Here is a 22,258-nt window from a genome sequence, read left to right as displayed (position 1 = left end):
CAAAGTCGGGTGCTTTTCCCCTTGTGGTGGCGGGTATAGCCCGCGAGGATAGAGGTGTAGCATCAGCTTTGCTCATAAGGATCGTTATGGAATACCTCTACTACATCGCCAATACTAGCCTTACTCTGAGAGTCGTGGATTACCTACGCACGGCTCATCATCTTCCCTTGCAATTTATCACTGTTATTCACCAAATTGACGGCTGGGTGGTAAAGGTGAAGATGAGCCAATATTTAACACCCGAAATGCACGGGGATTTTCGGGCTTTTATGAACGAACTCGGGATTCCTTACGATCCTGAAATTCGCTTGCAAATGGCGCTTTGGAGTTTGGAAACCGGACAGTCGCCCCTGAGCGTGATGCGTCGCTACCAAGTGGCAGTGGTTTGTCACGGCAGCCCTGACCGCAAAGAAATTGAAGCGTTTCGCCAGCAGTTTGTCAAGGGTCTGGGATATTGCCCGGAAACTCTGGCCTAGATTGCTACGCATATAAATTAACTGTGATGATAGAACAGCAGAGGGAGAGAAGGGGAAAGCGGGAAAACATTGAACGCTTTTTTCAGCTCCGTTAAAGCTCAAGAGAGAAAAGTGCGACAACCTAGGCAAGTTAACAATTAAAAATTACCTAGTGGCATTGCTTTGACATTTTACCCTCTAACTTTTAATTATATATTTTTTTTAATTGCTAAAAGCCGAGCGAATGTATTCTTGCAGGGTGAGTCGGTAGTTTCCTGCAACGGCGGATTGAGAGTTCGCTGCTGTTAATAATGCTGGTAATATTTGCTTAGTGTTTTGTTGTGAAGGTTCGCACCTGACTAAGGCGACATCAAAGCGACAATAATTATTGGCTAAATCTGGATGAGTGCTTAAAAATATTTCGGCTGTTTGCCAAAGTTTGGTTTGTTTTGTGCTAGTAACAGCCAACATTCCACCAGCATCCCAATTTCCCCGGCGGCGAGTTTTTACCTCTACAAATGCTAATGTTGGGGATGTGTGATTGGGAAGACCTCTGTTGATTTCGCTTTCTTCATCTCTTCCGAGTGCGATGATGTCAATCTCTCCCCAGCGACAGTGCCACTGGCGGTGTAGGATTTCCCAACCTTGCTGCTGCAACCAGTCGGCGACTAAGTTTTCTCCCAATGTGCCGATATCGCGAGAGTTTGGGGATTGGGGGAAATTGGAGTCAGCCGTCGCGAGCGGGCGATTCCCTACGGGATAGCTACGCTTGACGCTCTTTCTGGTAGAATTCAATTCTGAACTTTCACGACTGCCCATTAGCTTGAACTTGTATGATGATTTCTCGAATTCGCCAACATATTTATACTTTCTTGCTGAGTTTTGTTATTTTAGCAGTAATTGCCGCTGGGGCGATCGGCATTAATCCCGCACCTGCTTTCGCTTTGGATCACGATAAAGAAATTCTAGTCGGCGCTGACTTTACTGGCCAAGTTCTAACTGACGACAGCTTTAATAAAGCCAATCTTCGCAACAGCAATTTTACTAATGCAGATTTGCGAGGTGTCAGCTTTTTTGCTGCCAATATGGAAGAAGCAAATTTAGAAGGCGCTAATTTCACGGGTGCGACTTTAGATTTGGCTCGCATGATGAAAGCAAATTTAACTAATGCTATCCTTGAGGGTGCTTTCGCTTACAATACCAGGCTGGAAGGAGCTATCATTGACGGTGCAGATTTTACTGAGACACTGCTGCGAGACGATATGATAGAAAAACTTTGTAAAGTGGCAAAAGGTACTAATCCAGTAACAGGTAGAGATACTCGCGAAACTCTTTTTTGCGATTATTAAAAGGCTCGTTGAATAAAGGAATAAAGTCCTTAGTACAAACAGGCTTCTAGTAAGGACTTTATTACTTATATCAGTTAAAAAAATGTAACCGCAGGCAAGCTTCCAACCTATATCGAACGAGTCATCCCCAATCTAAAATCTAAAATTTAAAAGGGTATTAGCCCCAAGGCACAGAAGTTAAATCGTAAAAATTAACTTGACGCAGCCGCTCTAATTCCTTGAGCCATTCTTGTTCGGCACAGAAGAGTTGGTGATATTCTATAGCCTCTTGGCCACTGCTAGCGGCTTTGGCTTTTTCCCACATATTGAGTGCAATTCGGCGCCGCTTCATGCTGATAATTTGCTCGATACAGGCGAGGGCAGATCTAATGACTAGAGGTGCGCGATAAACGTTTCTTTCTGAGAACTCATTTAAGTGAAATAAATGCGAGATTTGATTTAGTTGATTCGGATATTCAATGAAGCTATCTTGCAATTTCAATATTAACTCTGAAGGCGCTACTTGTAAAGACATTTTGTGCAATATTTCAGCATTCACAATCTGGTGCCACAAAAATCTGTGGTGAGAAAGGCTGAACTGCACGTCTCTAGCTTCTATTGCTTCTCTGACATCTTGGCGATATTCGGGACAGTGCAAATAAATCTGCAATAATTGCGCTTCTGCTTCTTCTAAAAGACTGCGGGCTACGGCAGACAAGCTGGATTTTGAGCTTTTGTTTTCGCCGCTTGCACGCTGTTTTTTATATTGTTTGTTCGGCTTCAGCTTGTTTCTAATTAACAGGGGCATTGTTAAAGATTCGTCTTGACTCTGCCGCTTTGCCCAATCGCTGACTACTTGATTGAGCAAGTTTTCAGCAATCATTTTTGTGAGTCTAAAATCTCCTTTACTGAGAATTTCGGCGCATTTTTGCAGGTAATGTGCTAGCTGATTGTCGTCAGTGATATTAGTTAATAAGTTAATGATTTTTTTGGTAACTTGCTGGGAAGTATCGGCTTGCTTCAAATCTTGATTGACGAGCATTTGTTGCAGTTGCCAGTCGATCCACAACGGAGCATTTTCGAGCAATTCTCGATATTGTTCTGGGGAGTATGTTTTGAGATATTCGTCGGCATCTTTGCCGTCGGGAATGTTGAGCACCCGCAGTTGAACTTCTCCTTGATAAGCGAGTTTTTCTATTTCTCCAATAGCGCGTTCTGCTGCTTGAGTTCCTGCTTTGTCGGCGTCGAAGTTGAGGATAATTTGTTTGGAGTCAGTGTACCGCAATAACTGCCGCACTTGGTTTAAACTTAACGCTGTGCCGAGGGAAGCGACGGCGTTGGAGATGCCGGCGGCATGAAGTGCGATCGCATCAAAATACCCTTCTACCACCACTGCGCGATCGGCTTTGCTAATTGCTGTTTTCGCTGTATCTAAGGCGAATAAAGTTTTGCCTTTGTCGAACAGTTCTGTTTCGGGAGAATTGAGGTATTTCGGCTGTTCGTCGCCGAGGGCTCTGCCGCCGAAACCGATGACTCTGCCTTGGGTGTCGCGAATGGGAATCATAATGCGATTGCGGAAGCGATCGTAATAACCGCTGCCGCCATTTTTTCGGGGTACAATTAATCCAGCTTGTTCGACTAACTGCGCCGGATAGTTTTTCTGTTCTACTAAATAACTGTAAAGTGCTTCCCAACCTTGGGGTGCATAACCTAATTGAAATTGTTGGATAGTTTCTTCGCTGAGCTGGCGCTCTGATTTGAGATATGCTAAGGGTTCTTCTCCTTGGGTTTGTCGCAAAGCGTGTTCGTAAAAGTTGGCTGTTAGTGCTGAGATTTCATAGAGTTGTTCCCGCAGAGAAATTTGCCGCTGCAATTCTTGTCGGTGTTCCGGTTCGACAGTTTTGACGGGAACTTGATAATTTTTAGCTAATTCTAATACTACTTCGCTGAAAGGGCGTTTCTCCAGTTCCATGAGAAACTTAAAAGCATTGCCACCTGCACCGCAGCCGAAACAATAATACATTTGTTTGCCGGGACTGACGGTAAAGCTGGGAGATTTTTCATCGTGAAAAGGACACAAACCTACAAATTCTTTGCCGCGTTTACGCAAGACGACGCGACCGGAAATAACGTCTACTATGTCGGCTCTTTGTTTAACTTCTTCGATTGTTTCTGGATGCAGCCGGGGAACTTGCATAGGGGTATTTTAGGCAAATTAAAATTATGTTTATTTTGAGCGAGCGTACTTTAGTAAAGCACAAAACTGAGTTTCAGGACTTGCACATAAAAACTCAAGGTTTCCGGTTTTTCGTACCAGGGCTGATCGCTGTTAATATGTGTTTTATTAAAAAAACTGGTTTCTCCGTAAGGCATAACTTTATTGTAAGATGTTTACACTAACTGTAAGGAGCATCGAAAATAATGCGAATTTTAATGATGGGCGGTACTCGGTTTATCGGGGTTTATCTTACTAAGATTTTAGCAGCACAAGGGCATGAAGTGGTGTTGTTTAACCGGGGCAACAAGCCTGCACCGGTTGCGGGCGTAAAACAGATTCAGGGCGATCGCACAAATGTTGAACAACTGCAAGAAAAGTTATCGACGGTCGAGTTTGACGCGGTTTTTGACAACAACGGCCGCGAACTCAGCGATACAAAGCCTTTAGCTGAAATATTTAAAGGGCGGGTGCAGCACTTTGTTTACATGAGCTCTGCGGGGGTTTATTTGAAGTCGGATCAAATGCCTCATATTGAAGGGGACGCTACTGATCCTAAAAGCCGGCATTTGGGTAAATGCGAAACCGAAAATTACTTGGCCGCATCGGGTTTGCCTTGGACTTCGATTCGCCCGACTTACATTTACGGCCCCCAAAATTATAATGATTTAGAGGCTTGGTTTTTCGATCGCATTGTGCGCGATCGACCGATTCCGATTCCCGGTAACGGAATGCACTTCACGCAGTTGGGGCACTGTCAGGATTTGGCTAAAGCAATGGCGGCGGTTTTGGGTAACGAAAGGGCGATCGGGCAAATTTACAACGTTTCGGGCGATCGATTTGTCACCTTTGACGGTTTAGCACGCGCCTGCATTCAAGCCGCAGGCAAATCCTCTGATGCTATTAAGATTGTACACTACGATCCGAAACAATTTGACTTCGGCAAAAAGAAAGCTTTTCCGATGCGATTGCAGCACTTTTTCGCTTCAGTTAATAAAGCTGTCACCGATCTTAACTGGCAGCCAGAATTTGACTTACTTTCTGGATTGAAAGATTCTTTTCAGAATGATTATGTAGTTTCGGGGCGGGACAAAGCTGAGATAGATTTTTCAGTCGATGATGAAATTTTGAAATCAGTTCAAAGTTAAGTTAAAGTGGGAGCATCCCAATGCCAGGAAAAATGTAGAACCCCACCCTCACCCTCCCCTTCGTAAGGGGAGGGAACAAGAAAGACAGCAAATGGAACTAAATTAATGATTGAAGAACTGCATCATGGATTTCACCCGGAAATTTATTTTATGGAAATTCAAACTCCCCAGTGGTCGTTCGACCAATTAAAAAAATTAGAGAGACTATATTAGATTTTTCAAATGCGGAAGATTTGACAGCTTGGTTGGAAGCTAATTCTCCAAAAGACTAGGAAATATTAGGTAAATCTCATGCTTGGAATAACACTCAGCAATCGCTACAGCATTATCCGTCACTTGGGAGGCGGCGGATTTGCTCAAACTTACTTAGCTGAAGATAAGCAGCTACCAGGCAATCACCTCTGCGTCGTCAAGCAGCTTAAACCTCAAGCAACTGATCCGGAAACTCTACAGGTAGCAAGACGTTTATTCGATACCGAAGCACAAGTTTTGTACAAATTGGGAAATCACGATCGCATTCCCCGACTTTTTGCTTTTTTTGAAGAGAACCAAGAGTTCTATCTCGTTCAAGAATTTATAGAAGGTCACGATTTAAGTCAAGAAATTACGCCCGCTTCTCCTGGGAATGCGGGAGTCATGCAGGAAGATAAAGTCATTTGTATATTGCAAGAACTTCTGGAAATTTTAGATTTCGTACACCAGCAAAATGTGATTCACCGCGATGTCAATCCCCGCAATATCCTCCGCAGAGATAGAGACGGAAAGTTAGTTTTAATTGACTTCGGGGCAGTCAAAGAAATTACTACTCAAATCACCAATCCTCAGATCAAAAATAGCTTGAGTGTCAGCATAGGTACTCCCGGTTATATGCCCAGCGAACAAGCTCACGGCAACCCGAAACTCAGCAGCGATATCTATGCCGCAGGTGCGATCGCAATTCAGTTCCTTACGGGCATCAATCCTCACCAAATGCCAAGAAACGCCGATACAGAGGAAATTATTTGGCAGGACAAAACATCAGTCAGTCCTGAATTTGCGAAGATTTTAGATAAGATGGTAAAGTACGATTTTCGGCAACGTTATTCTAGTGCCGGTGAAACGCTGCAAGCTATTAAAGAATTGAAAAATTATTTCAGCGGTACAGTCCCTGTATTGCCTCCGGTTGCTGCTGCGAATAAGCCTGTAAAATCCCGAAAAAAACTCTATTTAAAAATATTGTCGATCGCTAGTTTAATAGGTGTCACTATCTTAGCATCAATTTATGGTGTAAATACTTTTAATGCGGCAAATGCAACTGACCTGTACAACCGAGGCAATACTCTTTACAATTTAAGCCGATTTGAAGAAGCTCTGGCAGCTTACGAGCGAGCAATAACTCTCAGACCGGACTACGCGGAAGTTTGGCAGGAAAAAGCCAAAACTTTATATGAATTGAAAAAATATCGAGAATCGCAGTCAGCTTATGATAAAGCCATAGAATTAAAGCCGGAATACCTGGAAGCTTGGACGGGACGCGGTTATGCTTTGGAGAAGTTGCAACAGTCTCAAGAGGCGATCGCATCTTTTGATAACGCTTTGAAAATCCAGCCCGACTATGCCGCCGCCTGGGAAGGCAGAGGCGATACTCTGTTAGATTCGCAGCGGTACGAAGAAGCGCTCGCTTCCTACGAAAAAGCGGTACAGTTTCAGCCAAATTTGTACGGTGCTTGGTACAATCGGGGACAAGCTTACCAAAAATTAAAACAGTACGATCGAGCCGTAGAATCCTATCAAAAAGCAGTTGAAATTAAATTCGATAATTTTGAAGCTTGGTATAACTTAGGCAATGTTTTCCTAGAATTAAACAAAAATAAAGAAGCTTTTGAAGCCTACGAAAAAGCCGTGCGGTTTCAGCCAAATTTTTATCAAGCCTGGTACAGTAAAGGCATCGCTTTGCTAAAAATGCGCCGACATGAAGAAGCGGTAGAAGCTTACGAAAAAGCTGTAAAATTAAAACCGGATTATTATCAAGCGTGGTACAATTTAGGTTGGTCGTACCACGAATTACGCAAGTATGAACAAGCAATTGAGTGTTATAACAGAGCCTTAGATTTAAATCCGAAAGAATATCAGGCGTGGTACAATAGAGGGAATGCTCAGTACAATTTGAATCGGTACGAAGATGCGCTAGTGTCTTACAACGAAGCCGTTTATGTCAAGCAAGACTACTCCGAAGCTTGGTACAGCCGCGGTAATGCACTTGTAGCGGTAAAAAGATACGAAGATGCGATCGCCTCCTATGACAAAGCAATTCGCTACAAACCGGATTACGGAGCGGCAATGGAAGCAAAAAAGCGGGCAGAAAGTCAGTTAGGAAGCAGCCCGCTAGAATCCCAACAACAACAATAAATAATTGTTATGAGTCCCCCTCTGCTAGGACTTTGGGTGTAGTAGTGATTTCACGATCCCAATAATCGTGGGGTAGGTTATCTTTTAGCGAACAGCGGGAGCAATTACGGTAACTCGGCGGCTGTCTACTAACATCGGCCAAAAACCTCGATCGCTCAATGCTTTTACAGCAGCAGTAGCGGCGTTTTGATCCGTTGTATAAGCGACGAATAAAAAGGGACGCTGGCCGTAGGAAGCTAACCCTACTTGCGTGCCTAATGCTTGCCTGACTTCGGCGGCTAATTCCGGTTGGTTGAAGTAATCGACTAACACTGCATAACCAGGGCCGAGGGGTTGGGGATTGAAGGCAAGATTGCCGGTTGAAGGATTGGTGATTGGTTCAGAACCTGGTGCTGGCTGAGGGTTGTAGACTGGCAAATTTTGGGGTAGCGCGGCTGCGGGCGATCGTACTACGTAAGCTTGCAATCCAACAACATCTTCGATGTATTTAACCCAATCGCTGGCGATTTGCGAGTCGCGAAAGCCACCAACTCGCGTCACCGTGTCATTGATGTACCGACAAACTGTGTTGTTAGTATTTCCAGGGAAAGAGCGTTTTGCTCTTTCTTGCTGTTCGGGTGTTGGGGTGACAATTAACAGTAGATATTCGTCGGACTGCGGCGGTTCGCAACTCGACTGAGCTTTAACAGAACTCGATAAAATTGTCAATACCAACAGGGCGATCGAAGTAGCAGAAAATAGGGGGAGAGACAAAATAAATTTGTACAATTTACCCCTAATTATTGTTAGTTGTTTTGTCTGATATTTTGCTATTTTGTTCATGCTGTCTGTAGGGATGCAAGGGCATCGGGAATAGTTGCTGATGGTGCTTGAAATTCACCTGTCAGTACATATTCTAATCGCAGTTTCAACCAGGTGATGAAGACGGGATCGGTAGAAATAATAGCGGCGGCTGGCTGAGGGCATTTTGCTTTAACTTCTGCCATTGTCGGTGCTTCTAGGAAAGCCGGCTGTTTAACCAACCAGAAGTCTATTTGTTTTTCTTGTTCGTTGTAGTTGCGAGTTCTTTCTTTAAACACTTCATCTAGGGCTTCTTCTTCTAGCAAAAAGCGTTGGCTGGCTAAAACGTAGTAGTAGGTTTGCATTTTTCTGGGTTATTAGGGGTTGACGGTTAGCGGTTAATGCCGCCTGTACTGGCGAGTTTTGCTGGCCAGGGGCTGGTTTGCCGAGTTGCGGTTGTTGGAGAGTTCTAGACTCTTGTGCCGTTTACTTTACCTTATTTGCTGTCATCTTGGGTAGAGGCAGAGCAAGCCGCCTCAGAAAAATCGTTGGTGGCGAGAGTTGAGGGAGTTGTGAGAGTTGTGAGAGTTGCTGGTTTTTTGGGGATTTGGGCGATTATTTTTCGGGCTGGTGATTTTCGGGGAAATTTAGGTGACAATAGGAAATTAGATGGAATTGCACATTGAATAATTACCAATTATTGAGGCAATCTGGCGGCTGTTAAACCTGATTGGGAGTGGTTTGCATATGAAAATACTTCAGACAGTTTTTGATTGGGAACCTTAAAAAAAGGCTTTGATGGTGATCGATGTGCTCGCGGGAAAATCAAGGGTTTGTGATTACTACCTAAAAACAGTCCTAACTATTGTATTAAAAATGTAAAATGTGTGGATTGATTTCCTCTCGCCGGAATAGACATCGCCCCGCTGTCACTTCCGCCATCCCACCAAAAGCGATCGCCCTCCGCCCCTGCTCAAATAAGCTCAACAAATCAGCTAAATTTGTTGCCCACGTACTACTGCCAAAGGCTAAACTAATCTAAGTTTTACCATAAAATTTTCTCCCCGTTCATGAACATCGCTTATTTAGTCAACCAATATCCCAAAGTCAGCCACAGCTTTGTCCGCAGAGAAGTGGTAGCCGTTGAAAATTGCGGCATGAAAGTCGCACGTTTTTCCATCCGATCGTGCGAGTCAGAACTCGTTGATGGAGCCGACAAACTAGAGCAAGAATTGACTAAAGTAATCTTAGGAGTTGGTGTAAAGGGGTTAGCGTGGGGTTTGCTTCGCGTTGCTGCAACTAGGCCCATTCGATTCATCGAAGCTGTGCGGTTAATGTTCAAAGTTGGCTGGCACTCGGAACGGGGGATTTTGCTGCATCTAGCTTATTTAGCAGAAGCTTGCATTCTTTTAAATTGGTTTGCAGAATCGGGTACAGCACACGTTCACGCTCACTTCGGGACAAATTCGACAACAGTTGCAATGCTGTGCCGCGTGCTTGGCGGCCCCACTTACAGTTTCACCGTTCACGGCCCTGAAGAATTTGATAAAGCCACAATTCTTTCGTTAGACGAAAAAATTAAACGATCGACCTTTGTAGCAGCAGTTAGTTCCTTCGGTAAAAGTCAGCTTTTTCGGTGGTGCGATCGCACTTTTTGGTCAAAAATTCACGTCATACACTGCGGCGTAGATGCTGCATTTTTAGCTGCACCCTACGTCCCCATACCCGCAGCACCCCGCTTAGCTTGCATTGGCAGACTCAGCGAACAAAAAGGTCATTTGTTATTGCTAGAAGCTGCTAACTTGCTAGCTGTTCAAGGCTTAGAATTTAAGTTGGTACTGGTAGGAGACGGGCCGCTGCGATCGGATATTGAAAAGCAGATTCTGCAACTCGGCCTGCAAAATCATATAGAAATTACCGGCTGGGCCAGTGGCGATCGAGTTCAGCAAGAGATTTTAGCTTCACGGGCAATGGTATTGCCGAGTTTTGCTGAAGGTTTGCCCGTCGTAATTATGGAAGCCCTCGCTCTCAATCGGCCCGTAATTAGCACCTATGTTGCTGGCATCCCGGAGCTCGTAGAACCCGGTGTTTGCGGTTGGTTAGTTCCTCCCGGTTCCGCAGAAGCATTAGCCGTAGCAATGCGCGCGGTATTGGAAGCACCTTTAGAAAAGCTAGAACAAATGGGGAAAACAGGAGCCGAGAGAGTTGCTCAACAACACAATGTTGATTTAGAGGCCAAAAAATTAGTCGCGCTGTTTGATAGTGCTATTAAGCCGTGATTAAAAAAGTAGTAAGGCAATGCTGTTTCCCTACCCAAAAATAATCATTAGCCCCCCTCGGATGTAACTCTCGCCCTATTAATGGTAGGGAAACGGCCGTGCCGTTTCCTGATGGTGGGTAATATTAATTCCGATGCCACCGGATTTGATATAACGAGGGCGAGCATCATGCCTATCCCATAATAAAAATCATTCTTTGTGGAACAGGCATTTTGCCTGTTTATTTAATTAGAACGACCTACTTACAAACTTTTTAAGGAATAGGAACAGAGCGCAACAATCGATCAACAATTGCCTTAGCCCTCCTTCCCCCCGCCGGAATTAAACGGTGAGATAGTACGTGCGGCGCCACATACTTAACATCATCATCAGTAGCAAAATCCCGGCCCTCCATAAATGCCAAAGCCTGGGATGCCCGGTGCAAAGCCACCGCACCCCGGGGACTCACCCCCAGAGTAATCTCCTCATCTTCCCGCGTCGATCGCACCAAATCTACCATATACTGTTTCAAAGAGCCTTCCACCTTCACAGCAGCGCACAAACGCCGCAATTCCTGCACCTGTTGCAAAGAAATACAAGGCTGCAAATCTTCCACTGCAAAACTATTAGAAAGCCGTTCCAACATTTGCAATTCTTCCACCGCAGCGGGATAGCCCAAAGTCAAAGACAAAGTAAACCGATCCATCTGCGCTTCCGGCAGCGGAAAAGTGCCTTGATATTCGATCGGGTTCTGAGTCGCAATCACAAAAAACGGCGCCGGAACATTCCGAGAAACTCCATCTACTGTCACCTGCTTTTCTTCCATCACTTCCAGCAAAGCTGACTGAGTTCGCGGCGTCGCTCGATTAATTTCATCGGCAAGCAAAACATTTGCAAAAACTGGCCCGGGCAAAAACTCAAACTCTCCGCTGCGCGGATTCCAAATATTAGTACCCGTGATATCCGTCGGTAACAAATCGGGAGTGCACTGAATCCGCTGAAACTTCCCATCGATCGATCGCGCCAAAGACTTCGCCAGCAGCGTTTTTCCCACACCGGGCACGTCTTCCAGCAGCGCGTGCCCACCCGAAAACACGGCTACCAGCACCAAGCGAATAGCATCCGCTTTGCCGACCATAGTTTTGCTTAGATTTTGTTTGAGCCGCTCAATATGTTGTCTCATATCCCTGATTGCTAATTGCTAATTGCTAATTGTGGATCAAACATCAAATTGCCAAAATCTTGAGTCTTTGCCTTGCGGACTGCGGATTTGTACAACTAGAATTTAGTCTGACTCATCTTGCACCATTTTTAAAACCGATCGGCCGTTCTAGATCACATAATTATTAGACTTTAGCAGTTAAGAGGCTTCTAGCAATATCGCAATCTGCCTGAATTTGAGTTTTGAGATCATCCATAGAAGCGAATTTTTGTTCTGGCCGCAAAAACTCTACCAAACTCGCGCTCAAGGTTTGACCGTACAAATCCCCCGACCAATCTAACAGGTGAACTTCCACAGTGGGTTGCAGCCCGTCTACTGTCGGGCGGCAGCCAACATTCATCACCCCATTGACAAAAGATAAATTTGATGCTGCGCCGGGAATTAGAGATTTTGGATTTTCCCGCTGATAGGAAGAACTTTCCTCTTTCATCTTTTCCCATCCATGCTTCACCGAAACTCGCACCGCATACACGCCAAAACGTGGCAAAAATTTTTCCGGCGGCAGTTCGATATTAGCAGTGGGAAATCCGATCATCCTGCCCAGCCGCTGTCCGCCAACCACAGTTCCGACTAAACTGTAAGGTCGCCCCAGCAACTGATTCGCTCTTGGGAGGTCGCCGGATGCCAGACCTTCGCGGATTGCAGAACTGCTGATCCGATCGCCCTCACCGCAATTGTGCAGCGGTACAAGAGCAACATCAATACCGTAACCGGCGGCGATCGACTGCAAATCCACAGCCGTCCCAGCGCGTCCCCGCCCAAACCGAAAATCAACCCCCACACTAATTCGACTGGCTTTTAGTTGTCGCACCAAAATTTCCTCGACAAACTCACAAGCAGTCAAAGCCGCCAATTCTCGATCGAACGGCAGCAGCACAAGTTGCTCGACGCCCATTGCTGCGAGCAATTCTACCTTTTCTGCCAGAGGCGTCAGCAGTTTTTTCGGTTGACCCGTAAAGAATTCTTGCGGGTGCGGATCGAATGTCACCACAGTGCCGTAAAGCCGATCGACCCCATCATAATCGCGACCAGAGAGGCTGTTCCCCTCTGCCTTCGTCTGGCCTATCAAACCATCATAATTACGGCCGCTGTCGGCTCCATCGGGTGGTGCTGCTGAGTCTTTGTAGCAGGTCGCCGGAGGTTCGCTTTCCAAATTTTGAGCTGTGCCAGCGTTTGAACGCAAGTTTTCTGCCGACGCAAAAACCGTCGCAGAATTTGGCCCCAGCGATCGATTTAAAATTGGCTGCACGACTTGTTGATGCCCTAGGTGCAAACCATCAAAGTTTCCCAAGGCAACAGAAGTTGGAGTCAGAGCAGCGGTACAAGAAGAAGTTACCCACACGCTTAAAATTTTGACATACTTAGCCAGATTGCGATCGCCAGTCGATTTTAGATTTTAGATTTTAGATTTTAGAATTGACTCCACAGATAAATCTGGAAGTTTGAACTTTGGTCTAAACTTTTTGGTTTTCCACGACAGGAGTACGTGGCACGGTATCCGTCTTTGAGTGAGGTCAGCCCTCGCTTAAATTTCAGATTTCACCGATCGAGATTTCAGAAGCATTTGACAAGCTCAAATCCCTCAGACAGACACTTGAGGCGCTTGCACCGACGCTTCAGACAAATCGTTATCAGGAGGCAGCAATTGTAACGACAAACCTTCCCGCGCCATCAAACTGTTCGGGAACCTTTGAGCAACTTGTTCTCCCACCCTGTCTAAAAACTCGTCATTGTGCAGCGGGTCGTGGTGAAAAATCACCAACTTTTTGACATTAGCAGCCTTTGCCACCTTCACCGCTTCCTGCCAAGTCGAATGTCCCCAGCCGACCTTGCTGCTCTTCTCAGCATAATACTCCTCATCGGTATAAGTAGCGTCGTAGATCAGCACCTCAGCATCCTGAGCCAAATACAGCACATTTTCGTCTAAACGATCGGGAAAATGTTCGGTATCAGTCACGTAAGCAGCCGCATACCCCCGCCAGTTGACGCGGTAGCCTATAGCTTCCCCCGGATGGTTCAACAAAGCAGTTTCCACCTTAATCTCTCCGAGTTCCAGCGGTTTGCCAACTTCTATATCGTTAAATTTCAGGTCTGCCCCCATAATTTGCAGGGGCACCGGAAAATTGGGGTGCAGCATCTGGTCGTGGAGGCGCTGCTGGATAGTAGCCTTATTAGGAGCAATAGCCCCATAGATGTGAAAGCAGTTCCCAGGAATAAAAGCTGGGACAAAAAAGGGGAATCCTTGAATGTGATCCCAGTGAGAGTGAGTAAAAAACATATGAGCTTTTACGGGCATCTGGGACAGGAGAGTTTGTCCCAAAACCCGCAATCCAGTACCACCATCGAAAATTAGGCGACTGTCACCCACTCGCATTTCTACACAGGGCGTGTTGCCCCCGTAACGTACTGTTTCTGCCCCGGGAGACGCTATGCTACCTCTAACGCCCCAGAAGTGAACCGTGAATTGGTTTTGCATACTAGACATGGGTTTTCTTGCAAGATTGTTCCGGCGAGTTATCGGTAAGGTGTTTACATATTACTAAGGGCTTTACCATCAAACCCAAGTTCTTTGACGGTCGAGTTCCCCACTTGTTGGAAGTGCCAAGAGTCTCGCTTGCCAGAGAATGCAAAACTGTTGGGCTTGACAACTGAGCAATAAGTTACAAGGTAGACTAATCAAGTCTCGATCGTAACTATTCTTTTCCTCTCTTCACTAGCCTAACCTCCGCAGACACACTTTGGGGCAGCAGTTCTGTCTGAGTTTGGTCAAAAGCCGCTGTTTTTCCAGCCTCCGCAATTGCCGAACACGATCTATCGGTTGTTTGCCTTGCTGCTTTACCGGTTTGAACCCGGATGATGGGCTTCCTCAACTCCCATTAATTCAAAAATCTTAGCAGTTTAGGAATGCTCCTGCTAATTATCCAACAATACTATCTGTGTCTGGATTCTCGGCCCGCCCGGAGGCTGCGGTTCGTCCCGCTGGTCAAGCTGAGCCCAGCCTCATCTGACACCGGGGTAGCAGCCAGAGTCCGGGCCTGCGGGCAAAAGGCTAAATTTTCGTCGTGCATTTCTTGGCAGACGAATTCAATCACTCAAAATTCCCCTCTTTTCTGAAATTAAAAAATTTCGATTTTTTGCCATCATGCCAACTCCGAGCGCCATTCTGTCTCAAGAGTGATGCAGAAATATTCCCTGTTAGCCTGTGGTGCTTTTCTCAACAATCTTCAATAGCTCTATTTTGGGTAAGGATTTCTCGGAATTCCGCGCAGTTGCGGTACTCGTCACGGGTTTGAATTTCGGGTATCATAGAGTCTTAGACTCTTGTTTACCGAGAATCTAAATCAGTGCTAAAAAAGGCTGGATAACTTTAAGTTATTTTTCAAAAGAGTCAGTATGAATCAAGTTAAAAAAACTACAACCAAGCTGAATAGATCGCCTGTGAAAGTGTCCGATCGCACTTTGGAACTCGGCAATCTCCCCTTGAGCGACCTGTCTTTAGAAATAACTGATGGTCAAGCTTTGAGGGAATTTAGTTCGGACGATCATCGCCCGCCGGGAACCCCAACAGCCACAGGCCGGACTGCCGAAACAAGGCGTAGGAGGGCAGATGGTAAGACCTCCTGGGCCCGATCGCCTGTGGTTTCTACTGCTCTTCTCAAGTGGCTGCTAGAGCATTTGACTCGATCGAAAGGTTGGCTGGCCGTTGTCACCCTGGCAGCAGTTTGGGGGTGGTGGAACAGTCAGTTACTGTTTTCCACCGGTCTGGGGATAGCAGCGATGATGCTGGTTTACCGAGGGCAGTCGTGGGACTGGCAATTGCTGCGAGCAAAAGGCGAGCAATTTTGGGAGGGCCCGAACCGCCGATTCGTTTTAGCCGTGGGCACGGGCGGGATTGCTACCTTGGGCGCTTACATGACTTTGGCGATTTGGGCGGACTCCGAGAGCCACTGGATGGCTTTGAGCGTGATTTTGCAGAATTTGGGCACGCTCGCGATTGCAGGACTTTTGCTGCGGCAAGGGTTGAGTCTGGGGGCCGCAAAAGATGAAGTGGCGCTCGATCGCATTCTGGCGGATTTGACTGATGCTGACCCCGTGAAGCGTTTGATTGCAGTGCGACAAATGACCGATTTGGTGAATAAGGGTGGGTTTGGTCCTGTGAGTTCAGTCAAAAGTTCGATCGCCCGTTCCCGCGCTGCCGAGTGTTTTCGGCTGATGCTGAGTCGGGAACCAGAAGCTTTAGTCCGCAATGCCCTTCTCGAAGGTTTGCAGACTTGGGATGCTACTTATGGCATGGCTTTAAAATCCAAACATCAAGTCATCGACTATTAGCTGACCGTCAAAAGCGTAAAAAGTAATTTTATGAATATTCCGAGCTTTTACGCGCAGGGGAGCCCTAGGGGCGATCGGAGAATTAGACCCGACCAGATTGGGCGCCGGCATTTCATCCTGAACAATTGGGTTGCCGTCAATGTCACAAGCAGATAAAACAGTTCGTCGCGAACTGGTGACAAGTCCCGAAACCCAGCGAACTGGATACTTAAAAGTTACTTCTATCAGTCCGCTTTTGGGGGCACCCATTAACACTGTTGCTCCAGAACCCGTGAAAAAGGCTGGGTTTGAAGGTTGGATGGCGACGGCATTGCTAAAAGTCACCCCCCAATGTGCAAACTGGTGTTCTACTACTTCAAAGCATTTCAAGTCTTCTAAAGCTACGCGGACGATCGCAGGTACTGTTGTGGCGCGCGAGCGCACCTCTGACCCTGCACCTGAGCGTTCTGGAGTGGCGACAAAAGACTTTTTGTCGTTTAAATCCATGCTTCGACAGGCTGTGTCAAATTCTGCAAACCCGTCAGATTGAAGACTTTTTGCATCAACCATAAAACCCTCGCGATCCCGTTTTCTGAGCAGTTGCATTTTAGTAGACCTCCCTGAGATTAGTTGTTTCTTCTGTTTTGGAATTGATAACGGCGAGGCCAGTGATTGCCAAACCTGCAATTAGGAATCGAAACCCCATTGCCCGCCCTCCAACAAAGACTTTCGACCTCAAAAGCCACTGCTCCGCAAAATATCGTGATTAATGATTTGTCATTGGCCAGGGTCTGCCAACCTGCTGCCTGCCTGAAAGCGAGTTCTAATAGTCCTCCTTTCCGAGCGCCTGGTTTCGGGGTTGGCGAACAGACTCTATTTTGGTGAGGGGTCTTACCCATCATTTTGCTATTATCTCCGATCGGCGGTAGTTTGCAAGGGTAAGGATAACTACACAGCCGAATTGCCCAAATCGCAAAACTTACTTGCTGTCTGTAGTTTCACGCTTCACCTGTACTAAAATAGATTTAAATCATTACTCAATCTTTACAAAAACGCCACCAGCTTTGCAAGTTTTTTAAACAAAGATGGGGCGGCTCAAAAGAATCTAAAATATAACAGCGATTGAGGTTAGTTTATGCTTGTGCCCCTCGGCTTCGGTCAGCGATCAATAGTTACTTCTCTCGGCAGAATGGTCTACTACACTGCTGAAAAAATGCCTTGGATGGGGTTGCCGACCTCAACTTCGGAAAATCAACCAAACTTAGTATTTTTTCACGGTTTTGGTGGCGGGTCGAGTGCCTACGAATGGTCGAAAGTTTATCCGGCTTTTGCGGCAGAATATCGAATTTTAGCACCTGATTTAATCGGTTGGGGGCGATCGGAACATCCGGCAAGAAATTATCAGGTAGAAGATTATATCACAACTTTGATCGAATTTCTCGAAAAAACTTGTGGCAGTCCGACAGAAGTGGTTGCTTCTTCGCTAACAGGGGCGATCGCGATTCGAGCTGCGATCGCACGGCCGGATCTCTTCAAATCCCTAATTTTGACCATACCCAGCGGTTTGTCTGACTTCGGACAAGATTACGGCAGCAGTTTCTTCGCTAAGCTAGTCAACACGCCGATTTTAGATCGCTTGCTCTACAGTACCGGAATCGCCACAGACGGCGGCATCCGTAGCTTCCTAGAACAACGACAATTTGCCGATTCGCGTCGCGTTTACCAAGAAATTGTAGATGCTTACCTCGCATCTGCTTTGGAACCAAATGCAGAATATGCCGCCCTGTCTTTTGTGCGGGGAGATTTGTGCTTTGATTTGTCGCTGTACATTACTCAGCTAACAACACCGACAGCGATTATTTGGGGAGAAAAATCGCAGTTTACCGGACCCGATATCGGCCAGCGGTTGGCCAACCTCAACCCCGAAGCAATCAAAGTTTTTCAACCTCTGGAAAATGTAGGTTTGACTCCGCAGTTAGAAATTCCCGCTGTCACGATTGGCTTAATTCGGCAATACTTAAAATTGCTTTCGGAAGGGTGAAGAAGTTCGGCAACGGATTTTTTAACGGATGCAAACGGATGTCACGGATAGAGGTTTCAGATTCGAGGGAAGAAGGAAGATTAATTTCCCACTACCCATAGATGTCAACTTAATCCTAAAGACCGCTGTATCTCTCGTTTATATCCAAGTCTAGATCCCCCTTAATAAAGGGGACTTTGACAATAATCTTGTCCCCCCCTTTCTTAAGGGGGGCTAGGGGTGATCTAGACTCTGCTATAAGCGAGATTTATCATGAATTTTAGTCTGAATTTGACACCAATGACCACTGACAACTGTCAACTGTCAACTGACAACTGACTACTAATTATTCTTTGACTCGCACGTCGATAACGCTGGCGTTGAAAATGTACTTGTTGCCTTCAAGCTCTAGCGTAGTGCCAATTTTGACTTTCGTATTACCTAAAACCGGGCCATTTTCAGTAAGTTGACCTTTTCCCTCTAAGGTAAACATCATATTTTTGCTGAAAGCTTCTTCTTCTCTGGGATCGGGGAGAGCTTTCAGAGTGCCGTTGGGCTGAGGAACTGCTAGGGTTCTGGTGAGAGTTTTGACAGATTTGATGGTAATCTGACCGGAGGGTTGATTGCGGATCACCACATTGATTTTATCGCCTGCTTTGAACAAATCTTGAACGTTTGTTCCTTTGAGACCGATCGCAATTGCATCAATTTCTACAGGTTTGACACTGGTGCCGACTTGAGCGACGGAACCGCCAGAAGTGCCGGGAAAGAAGAAGATTCCGACTGCAACTAGCAGTACGATTAGAGCGGCACCTACGTCTAGGATGCTGAGTTTGCCGAACAGCCGGCCTTGAGAATCCAAAATTTTCATAAATCGCCTATTATACTGATAGCGACAGGAGTATGTTTACAAGCTCAGGACTTACGCAGACATCGATGAAAAACAGATGCTGCTATTGCTGAGCTACCGCTGGCAATGACATACTTTATTGATGCGTAAGTCCTGAAGCTAAAAGATATTACCACAACGATCGCCCAAAATCCGCATGACTGGGGCACTTAACCCAGAAGGCAGTTAACGGCGGTTGGTTAGCCTTGGCTGGATCGCCCAAAAGCTGGTGGCGCCGTTCAAAATTGACAAAAAGCTAGAATAGCAACTAAGCAGCCTCAAATTACGTCTGCCTATTTAGTGACTTTTCGAGTTTTTCCTACAATTTTATCTAACTTCTGGCACGTATCACTCATGTTAAAAAGTTTTTGGTTGACTTGCCGGCGTACTTGCGGTCGGGGGATTTATCTGTTTCTGTCCCTGATTGTGGCTGCGGGTATCGGGGTGGTTTCCCCGGAACCGACTCAAGCATTTTCTTTGCCTGAACTGATTTTTCGGGGCATTCAAGTTATTCAATTGTCGAATATGTCCGATCGCCAAGAGGTAACTATTGGCCAACAAATTAATCAGCAGTTAACCAACAGCGAGTTTAAGATTGACCGCGATCGGGACACTACAGAATATATCAACCGCATCGGTCAGCGGCTCGCTCAAGAAAGCACTCGCCCCGATATTCCTTATACTTTTCAAGTGATTGACGACGACACGATTAATGCTTTTGCAACTATGGGCGGTTTTGTTTATGTGAATAAAGGGTTGATGGCAGCGGCGGACAATGAGGCAGAATTGGCAAGTGTGATCGCCCACGAAATCGCTCACATTAATGCTCGCCACGCGCTTAAACAAATGCGTCAAATGGCCATAGCTTCAGGTGTAGCTTCGGCGACTGGGCTCGATCGATCTCAGGCGGTTCAGATTGGGGTGGAATTGGCTTTGCGGCGTCCCCACAGCCGCCAAGCTGAGTATGAAGCCGATCAGTTGGGATTGCAAACTATGGGGCGAGCGGGCTACGCTCAATCTGGGATGGTTGATTTTATGAAAAAGTTGCTCAACAAGCCTTCTCCTCCGAGCATTTTGAGCACTCACCCGGCTACTGCCGATCGCATTGCTGCTATTTCGCAGGCTATAGATCCCGATCTTGCTAGTGGTGAAGGTTTGGATAATGAGGATTACAGGCTAGAAATCCGCAGGCTTTTAGGTTCCTAGCAAATGTAAATCAGTCAGGCACTCTCTTATTTTCTCTTCTCTTCTCTTACTTCCCGATCTTCGCGTCTTCGGGGTTCGTTAAAAAACAAATCCAGTTACTAGGGTAAGTCAGCAGCAAGTTAATTTCGATTTAATAGATCGGACTTAAGCTGACATACCCTACAACGAAAACTTGATTTAACACTGCTGTGGAACAACAGAATCGATCGCAGGTTTCGGGGGTGCAATCGGCTGCGGCTTCAATTGCCTGACAACTTCGTCAAACGGCAAAATTCGTACTTGATTGTTAAATACATTTACTTGATAAACTCTGCGGTAGCTGAGGTCAAATCCTGTCAGCCAGCCGCTTTTGGGATGATAAGCACCCGTGTCAATATCCAACCACCCTTCGCCCCTGACTAATTCGCCCGGTCTGACCCCATGAAAGGTAAAGGTGATCGTGTGACCGGTGATAATTAATTTATTGGGAAAATAGGGTTTCGACATGGTGTGAAATTCCTTGCGAATCCAACACAGTTGTTCGATCGACTGTTCATCGATCGACAAATGGGGGTCAACGCCGGCGTGAACCAGCCAGATGTCCCCTAAGTCCAAGTGCGTGGGGAGCGATCGCAGCCACTCTAGGTGTTTGTACGGCATCATCCCTGTATCTCTGTAGCTCGCTACTGTCGCATCGCCGCCACTGTAGAGCCAAGATTGCCACGCTCGCATATCCATCGGCGTCCCCGACAAAGCCTCCAGCATCAGTTGTTCGTGGTTGCCCAACAGAGTTTGGTAGGGGCTTTGCTGCACAAAATCTAATACCTGAGCGCTTTTGGGGCCACGATCGATTAAGTCTCCCAAAAAATAGACGCGATCGTTCGAGCTGGGGGCAAGTGCCTCTAGCAGGGTCATTAACCCGTCGTAATGCCCGTGTACGTCCCCGATAACAATGCGCCGGTGCTCCATTGTGTTTATCCGCTTCCCTGACTCAAAAGCCCCATCTCTAGCTTATAGCATCTGATTTTGCTGCTATTTGCCTCCCCTCTTTTACGGTGGAGGGGTGTCACCCATTATACTGCTTTGTATAAATGTCGTGTAAAGCTCGCGACTACCTGTTTGCGTAGCTACGGATAGAAACACAGGCAAGCTGTTAATTGTGCTTCTGCAACTGCTGTTACTGAGGCAAAGCTTTGAGTTATTTCACGCTTTAGGGTGCATCAGCGATTAGCCGACCGATCAAGTCGAAAATAATCCTAGCTGACACACCCTAAAATACGATCGAGCCTTAACGATTGTCACTGAGTCAAAGCTTTGAGGAATGTCTGGAGTTCTGCCAAAAAACCTTTCTTTTTTACAGGTTTGGCAGGTGTGGTGGAGTCAGGATCGTCGGTTCCGAGAGCTTTGGCTAAAATCCGCTCTAAATCGTCTCCGACTGGTTTTTGGGCAGTTTCAGAAATTAGTTCGTATTCGTTGTTTGTTTCTAGCCACACTTGCCACGATTGGGGGTAGCAGCGGAATAAAGCAGCAGTGTCTAGGGATCTGATGTAGTAGCAGGATTCAATTTTGCTGAGGAATCGATCCCGCAATTGGCGGCCCGCATAGCCTATACCTATAGTGGCAACATCTTCCAGGCGCGGGTTGAGTAGAATTACTGGGCGACCGGCCGCAGCTATGTAAATTTTTTCGACTTGGGCAACTTCTACGGCTGCTGGATTGATCAAAATGAAAAGTTGATCTTCCGGTGCTATTTTATCTTCAACAGGGCTGCGACTGCTGCCCAAATCAGTGACTTTAAACGGTGTTTCTCCCCAGTCGCGGCGCGCGAGGGCTGCCGCACCGGCGTCGGGAAAAAAGACTTTGACTCCAGGGTAGATTTCCTCAAATTCTGGGAGGAATTGTAGGGTGATAGACTGTGCTTGCAGGGCGATTTCTGGAAATACTAATTCGACTTGCAGTAGATTTTTGCCGTCCGAGAGGGCAGCGGCGGTGGCAATGCGGGATTGGGCGATCGCCTCGTTGAGATCCTTGGGCAGTTCTGTCATTAATCTTATTGTTTTTA

21 protein-coding genes are annotated in these 22,258 nt (G+C 46.3%); 9 read left to right on the top strand and 12 right to left on the bottom strand.

Annotated features, from left to right (window positions below):
- Positions 1 to 86: 86 nt before the first annotated feature.
- A complete protein-coding gene (locus QUA23_RS03485) occupies positions 87 to 476 on the top strand; it encodes a hypothetical protein (RefSeq protein WP_006632408.1) in 390 nt (129 codons plus the stop codon).
- Positions 477 to 677: 201 nt separating this feature from the next.
- On the opposite strand, the gene QUA23_RS03480 is transcribed toward QUA23_RS03485, so the two are convergent.
- Positions 678 to 1,274, bottom strand: coding sequence for a YraN family protein (locus QUA23_RS03480; protein ID WP_333073235.1), 597 nt, complete (start codon positions 1,272 to 1,274; stop codon positions 678 to 680).
- Between the two features lie 14 nt (positions 1,275 to 1,288).
- Here QUA23_RS03480 and QUA23_RS03475 point away from each other — a divergent pair, with 14 nt between their 5' ends.
- Entirely contained in the window at positions 1,289 to 1,804 is a 516-nt protein-coding gene (locus QUA23_RS03475) for a pentapeptide repeat-containing protein (RefSeq protein ID WP_333042425.1), read from the top strand.
- Positions 1,805 to 1,961: 157 nt separating this feature from the next.
- Here the strand turns inward: QUA23_RS03475 and dnaG are convergent, their stop codons facing one another.
- Positions 1,962 to 3,980 (bottom strand): DNA primase, encoded by a 2,019-nt coding sequence (gene dnaG, locus QUA23_RS03470; protein WP_333073234.1) that lies wholly within the window; start codon positions 3,978 to 3,980, stop codon positions 1,962 to 1,964.
- 224 nt (positions 3,981 to 4,204) lie between these two features.
- Here dnaG and QUA23_RS03465 point away from each other — a divergent pair, with 224 nt between their 5' ends.
- Positions 4,205 to 5,146: an NAD-dependent epimerase/dehydratase family protein gene (locus QUA23_RS03465; protein WP_333073233.1), complete on the top strand. Its 942-nt coding sequence runs from the start codon at positions 4,205 to 4,207 to the stop codon at positions 5,144 to 5,146.
- 291 nt (positions 5,147 to 5,437) lie between these two features.
- Positions 5,438 to 7,534: a tetratricopeptide repeat protein gene (locus QUA23_RS03460; protein ID WP_333073231.1), complete on the top strand. Its 2,097-nt coding sequence runs from the start codon at positions 5,438 to 5,440 to the stop codon at positions 7,532 to 7,534.
- 84 nt (positions 7,535 to 7,618) lie between these two features.
- On the opposite strand, the gene QUA23_RS03455 is transcribed toward QUA23_RS03460, so the two are convergent.
- On the bottom strand, positions 7,619 to 8,356 hold the full coding sequence (locus tag QUA23_RS03455; RefSeq protein WP_333073230.1) for a hypothetical protein: 738 nt from the start codon (positions 8,354 to 8,356) through the stop codon (positions 7,619 to 7,621).
- The gene (locus QUA23_RS03450) at positions 8,353 to 8,679 is read right to left on the bottom strand and encodes an MgPME-cyclase complex family protein (RefSeq protein ID WP_333042436.1); all 327 of its coding nucleotides are present in this window, start codon (positions 8,677 to 8,679) and stop codon (positions 8,353 to 8,355) included. Before QUA23_RS03450 ends, QUA23_RS03455 begins: the two co-directional genes overlap by 4 nt.
- A gap of 114 nt (positions 8,680 to 8,793) precedes the next feature.
- On the opposite strand from QUA23_RS03450, the gene QUA23_RS03445 reads away from it, so the two are divergent.
- Positions 8,794 to 9,000: a hypothetical protein gene (locus QUA23_RS03445; protein ID WP_333073228.1), complete on the top strand. Its 207-nt coding sequence runs from the start codon at positions 8,794 to 8,796 to the stop codon at positions 8,998 to 9,000.
- Between the two features lie 384 nt (positions 9,001 to 9,384).
- Positions 9,385 to 10,593 carry a glycosyltransferase gene (locus QUA23_RS03440; RefSeq protein WP_333073226.1) on the top strand — a complete coding sequence of 403 codons (1,209 nt, stop codon included), beginning with the start codon at positions 9,385 to 9,387 and terminating at the stop codon, positions 10,591 to 10,593.
- 253 nt (positions 10,594 to 10,846) lie between these two features.
- On the opposite strand, the gene QUA23_RS03435 is transcribed toward QUA23_RS03440, so the two are convergent.
- From QUA23_RS03435 to QUA23_RS03420, 4 genes are all read right to left on the bottom strand, one after another.
- Complete coding sequence (locus QUA23_RS03435; RefSeq protein ID WP_333073224.1) at positions 10,847 to 11,755, bottom strand: MoxR family ATPase; 909 nt, start codon at positions 11,753 to 11,755, stop codon at positions 10,847 to 10,849.
- A 163-nt stretch (positions 11,756 to 11,918) separates the two neighbouring features.
- The gene (locus QUA23_RS03430) at positions 11,919 to 13,136 is read right to left on the bottom strand and encodes a bifunctional riboflavin kinase/FAD synthetase (RefSeq protein ID WP_333073222.1); all 1,218 of its coding nucleotides are present in this window, start codon (positions 13,134 to 13,136) and stop codon (positions 11,919 to 11,921) included.
- 240 nt (positions 13,137 to 13,376) lie between these two features.
- Complete coding sequence (locus QUA23_RS03425) at positions 13,377 to 14,279, bottom strand: MBL fold metallo-hydrolase (protein ID WP_333042449.1); 903 nt, start codon at positions 14,277 to 14,279, stop codon at positions 13,377 to 13,379.
- 445 nt (positions 14,280 to 14,724) lie between these two features.
- Complete coding sequence (locus QUA23_RS03420) at positions 14,725 to 14,886, bottom strand: hypothetical protein (RefSeq protein WP_333093758.1); 162 nt, start codon at positions 14,884 to 14,886, stop codon at positions 14,725 to 14,727.
- Between the two features lie 301 nt (positions 14,887 to 15,187).
- Between QUA23_RS03420 and QUA23_RS03415 the strand changes: the two genes are divergently transcribed.
- On the top strand, positions 15,188 to 16,123 hold the full coding sequence (locus tag QUA23_RS03415) for a hypothetical protein (protein WP_333073220.1): 936 nt from the start codon (positions 15,188 to 15,190) through the stop codon (positions 16,121 to 16,123).
- Here QUA23_RS03415 and QUA23_RS03410 read toward each other — a convergent pair.
- Positions 16,091 to 16,672: a hypothetical protein gene (locus QUA23_RS03410; RefSeq protein WP_333110293.1), complete on the bottom strand. Its 582-nt coding sequence runs from the start codon at positions 16,670 to 16,672 to the stop codon at positions 16,091 to 16,093. The genes QUA23_RS03415 and QUA23_RS03410 overlap by 33 nt on opposite strands.
- 565 nt (positions 16,673 to 17,237) lie before the next feature.
- On the opposite strand from QUA23_RS03410, the gene QUA23_RS03405 reads away from it, so the two are divergent.
- Entirely contained in the window at positions 17,238 to 18,143 is a 906-nt protein-coding gene (locus tag QUA23_RS03405) for an alpha/beta hydrolase (protein ID WP_333073216.1), read from the top strand.
- Positions 18,144 to 18,468: 325 nt separating this feature from the next.
- Here QUA23_RS03405 and QUA23_RS03400 read toward each other — a convergent pair whose 3' ends face one another.
- A complete protein-coding gene (locus QUA23_RS03400; protein WP_172188290.1) occupies positions 18,469 to 18,993 on the bottom strand; it encodes a DUF4330 domain-containing protein in 525 nt (174 codons plus the stop codon).
- 372 nt (positions 18,994 to 19,365) lie between these two features.
- On the opposite strand from QUA23_RS03400, the gene QUA23_RS03395 reads away from it, so the two are divergent.
- Positions 19,366 to 20,217, top strand: a complete 852-nt coding sequence (locus QUA23_RS03395) for a M48 family metallopeptidase (protein ID WP_333073213.1) — start codon at positions 19,366 to 19,368, stop codon at positions 20,215 to 20,217.
- Positions 20,218 to 20,394: 177 nt separating this feature from the next.
- Here QUA23_RS03395 and QUA23_RS03390 read toward each other — a convergent pair whose 3' ends face one another.
- Both QUA23_RS03390 and QUA23_RS03385 read right to left on the bottom strand, forming a co-directional pair.
- Positions 20,395 to 21,165, bottom strand: coding sequence for a metallophosphoesterase family protein (locus tag QUA23_RS03390; protein WP_333073211.1), 771 nt, complete (start codon positions 21,163 to 21,165; stop codon positions 20,395 to 20,397).
- A 329-nt stretch (positions 21,166 to 21,494) separates the two neighbouring features.
- Positions 21,495 to 22,241 (bottom strand): DUF1995 family protein, encoded by a 747-nt coding sequence (locus tag QUA23_RS03385; protein ID WP_333073209.1) that lies wholly within the window; start codon positions 22,239 to 22,241, stop codon positions 21,495 to 21,497.
- Between the last annotated feature and the right edge of the window lie 17 nt (positions 22,242 to 22,258).

This window comes from Microcoleus sp. Pol1C5 (assembly GCF_036701115.1).
GTDB lineage: Bacteria > Cyanobacteriota > Cyanobacteriia > Cyanobacteriales > Microcoleaceae > Microcoleus.
This window is presented reverse-complemented; position numbering and strand designations above follow the sequence as displayed.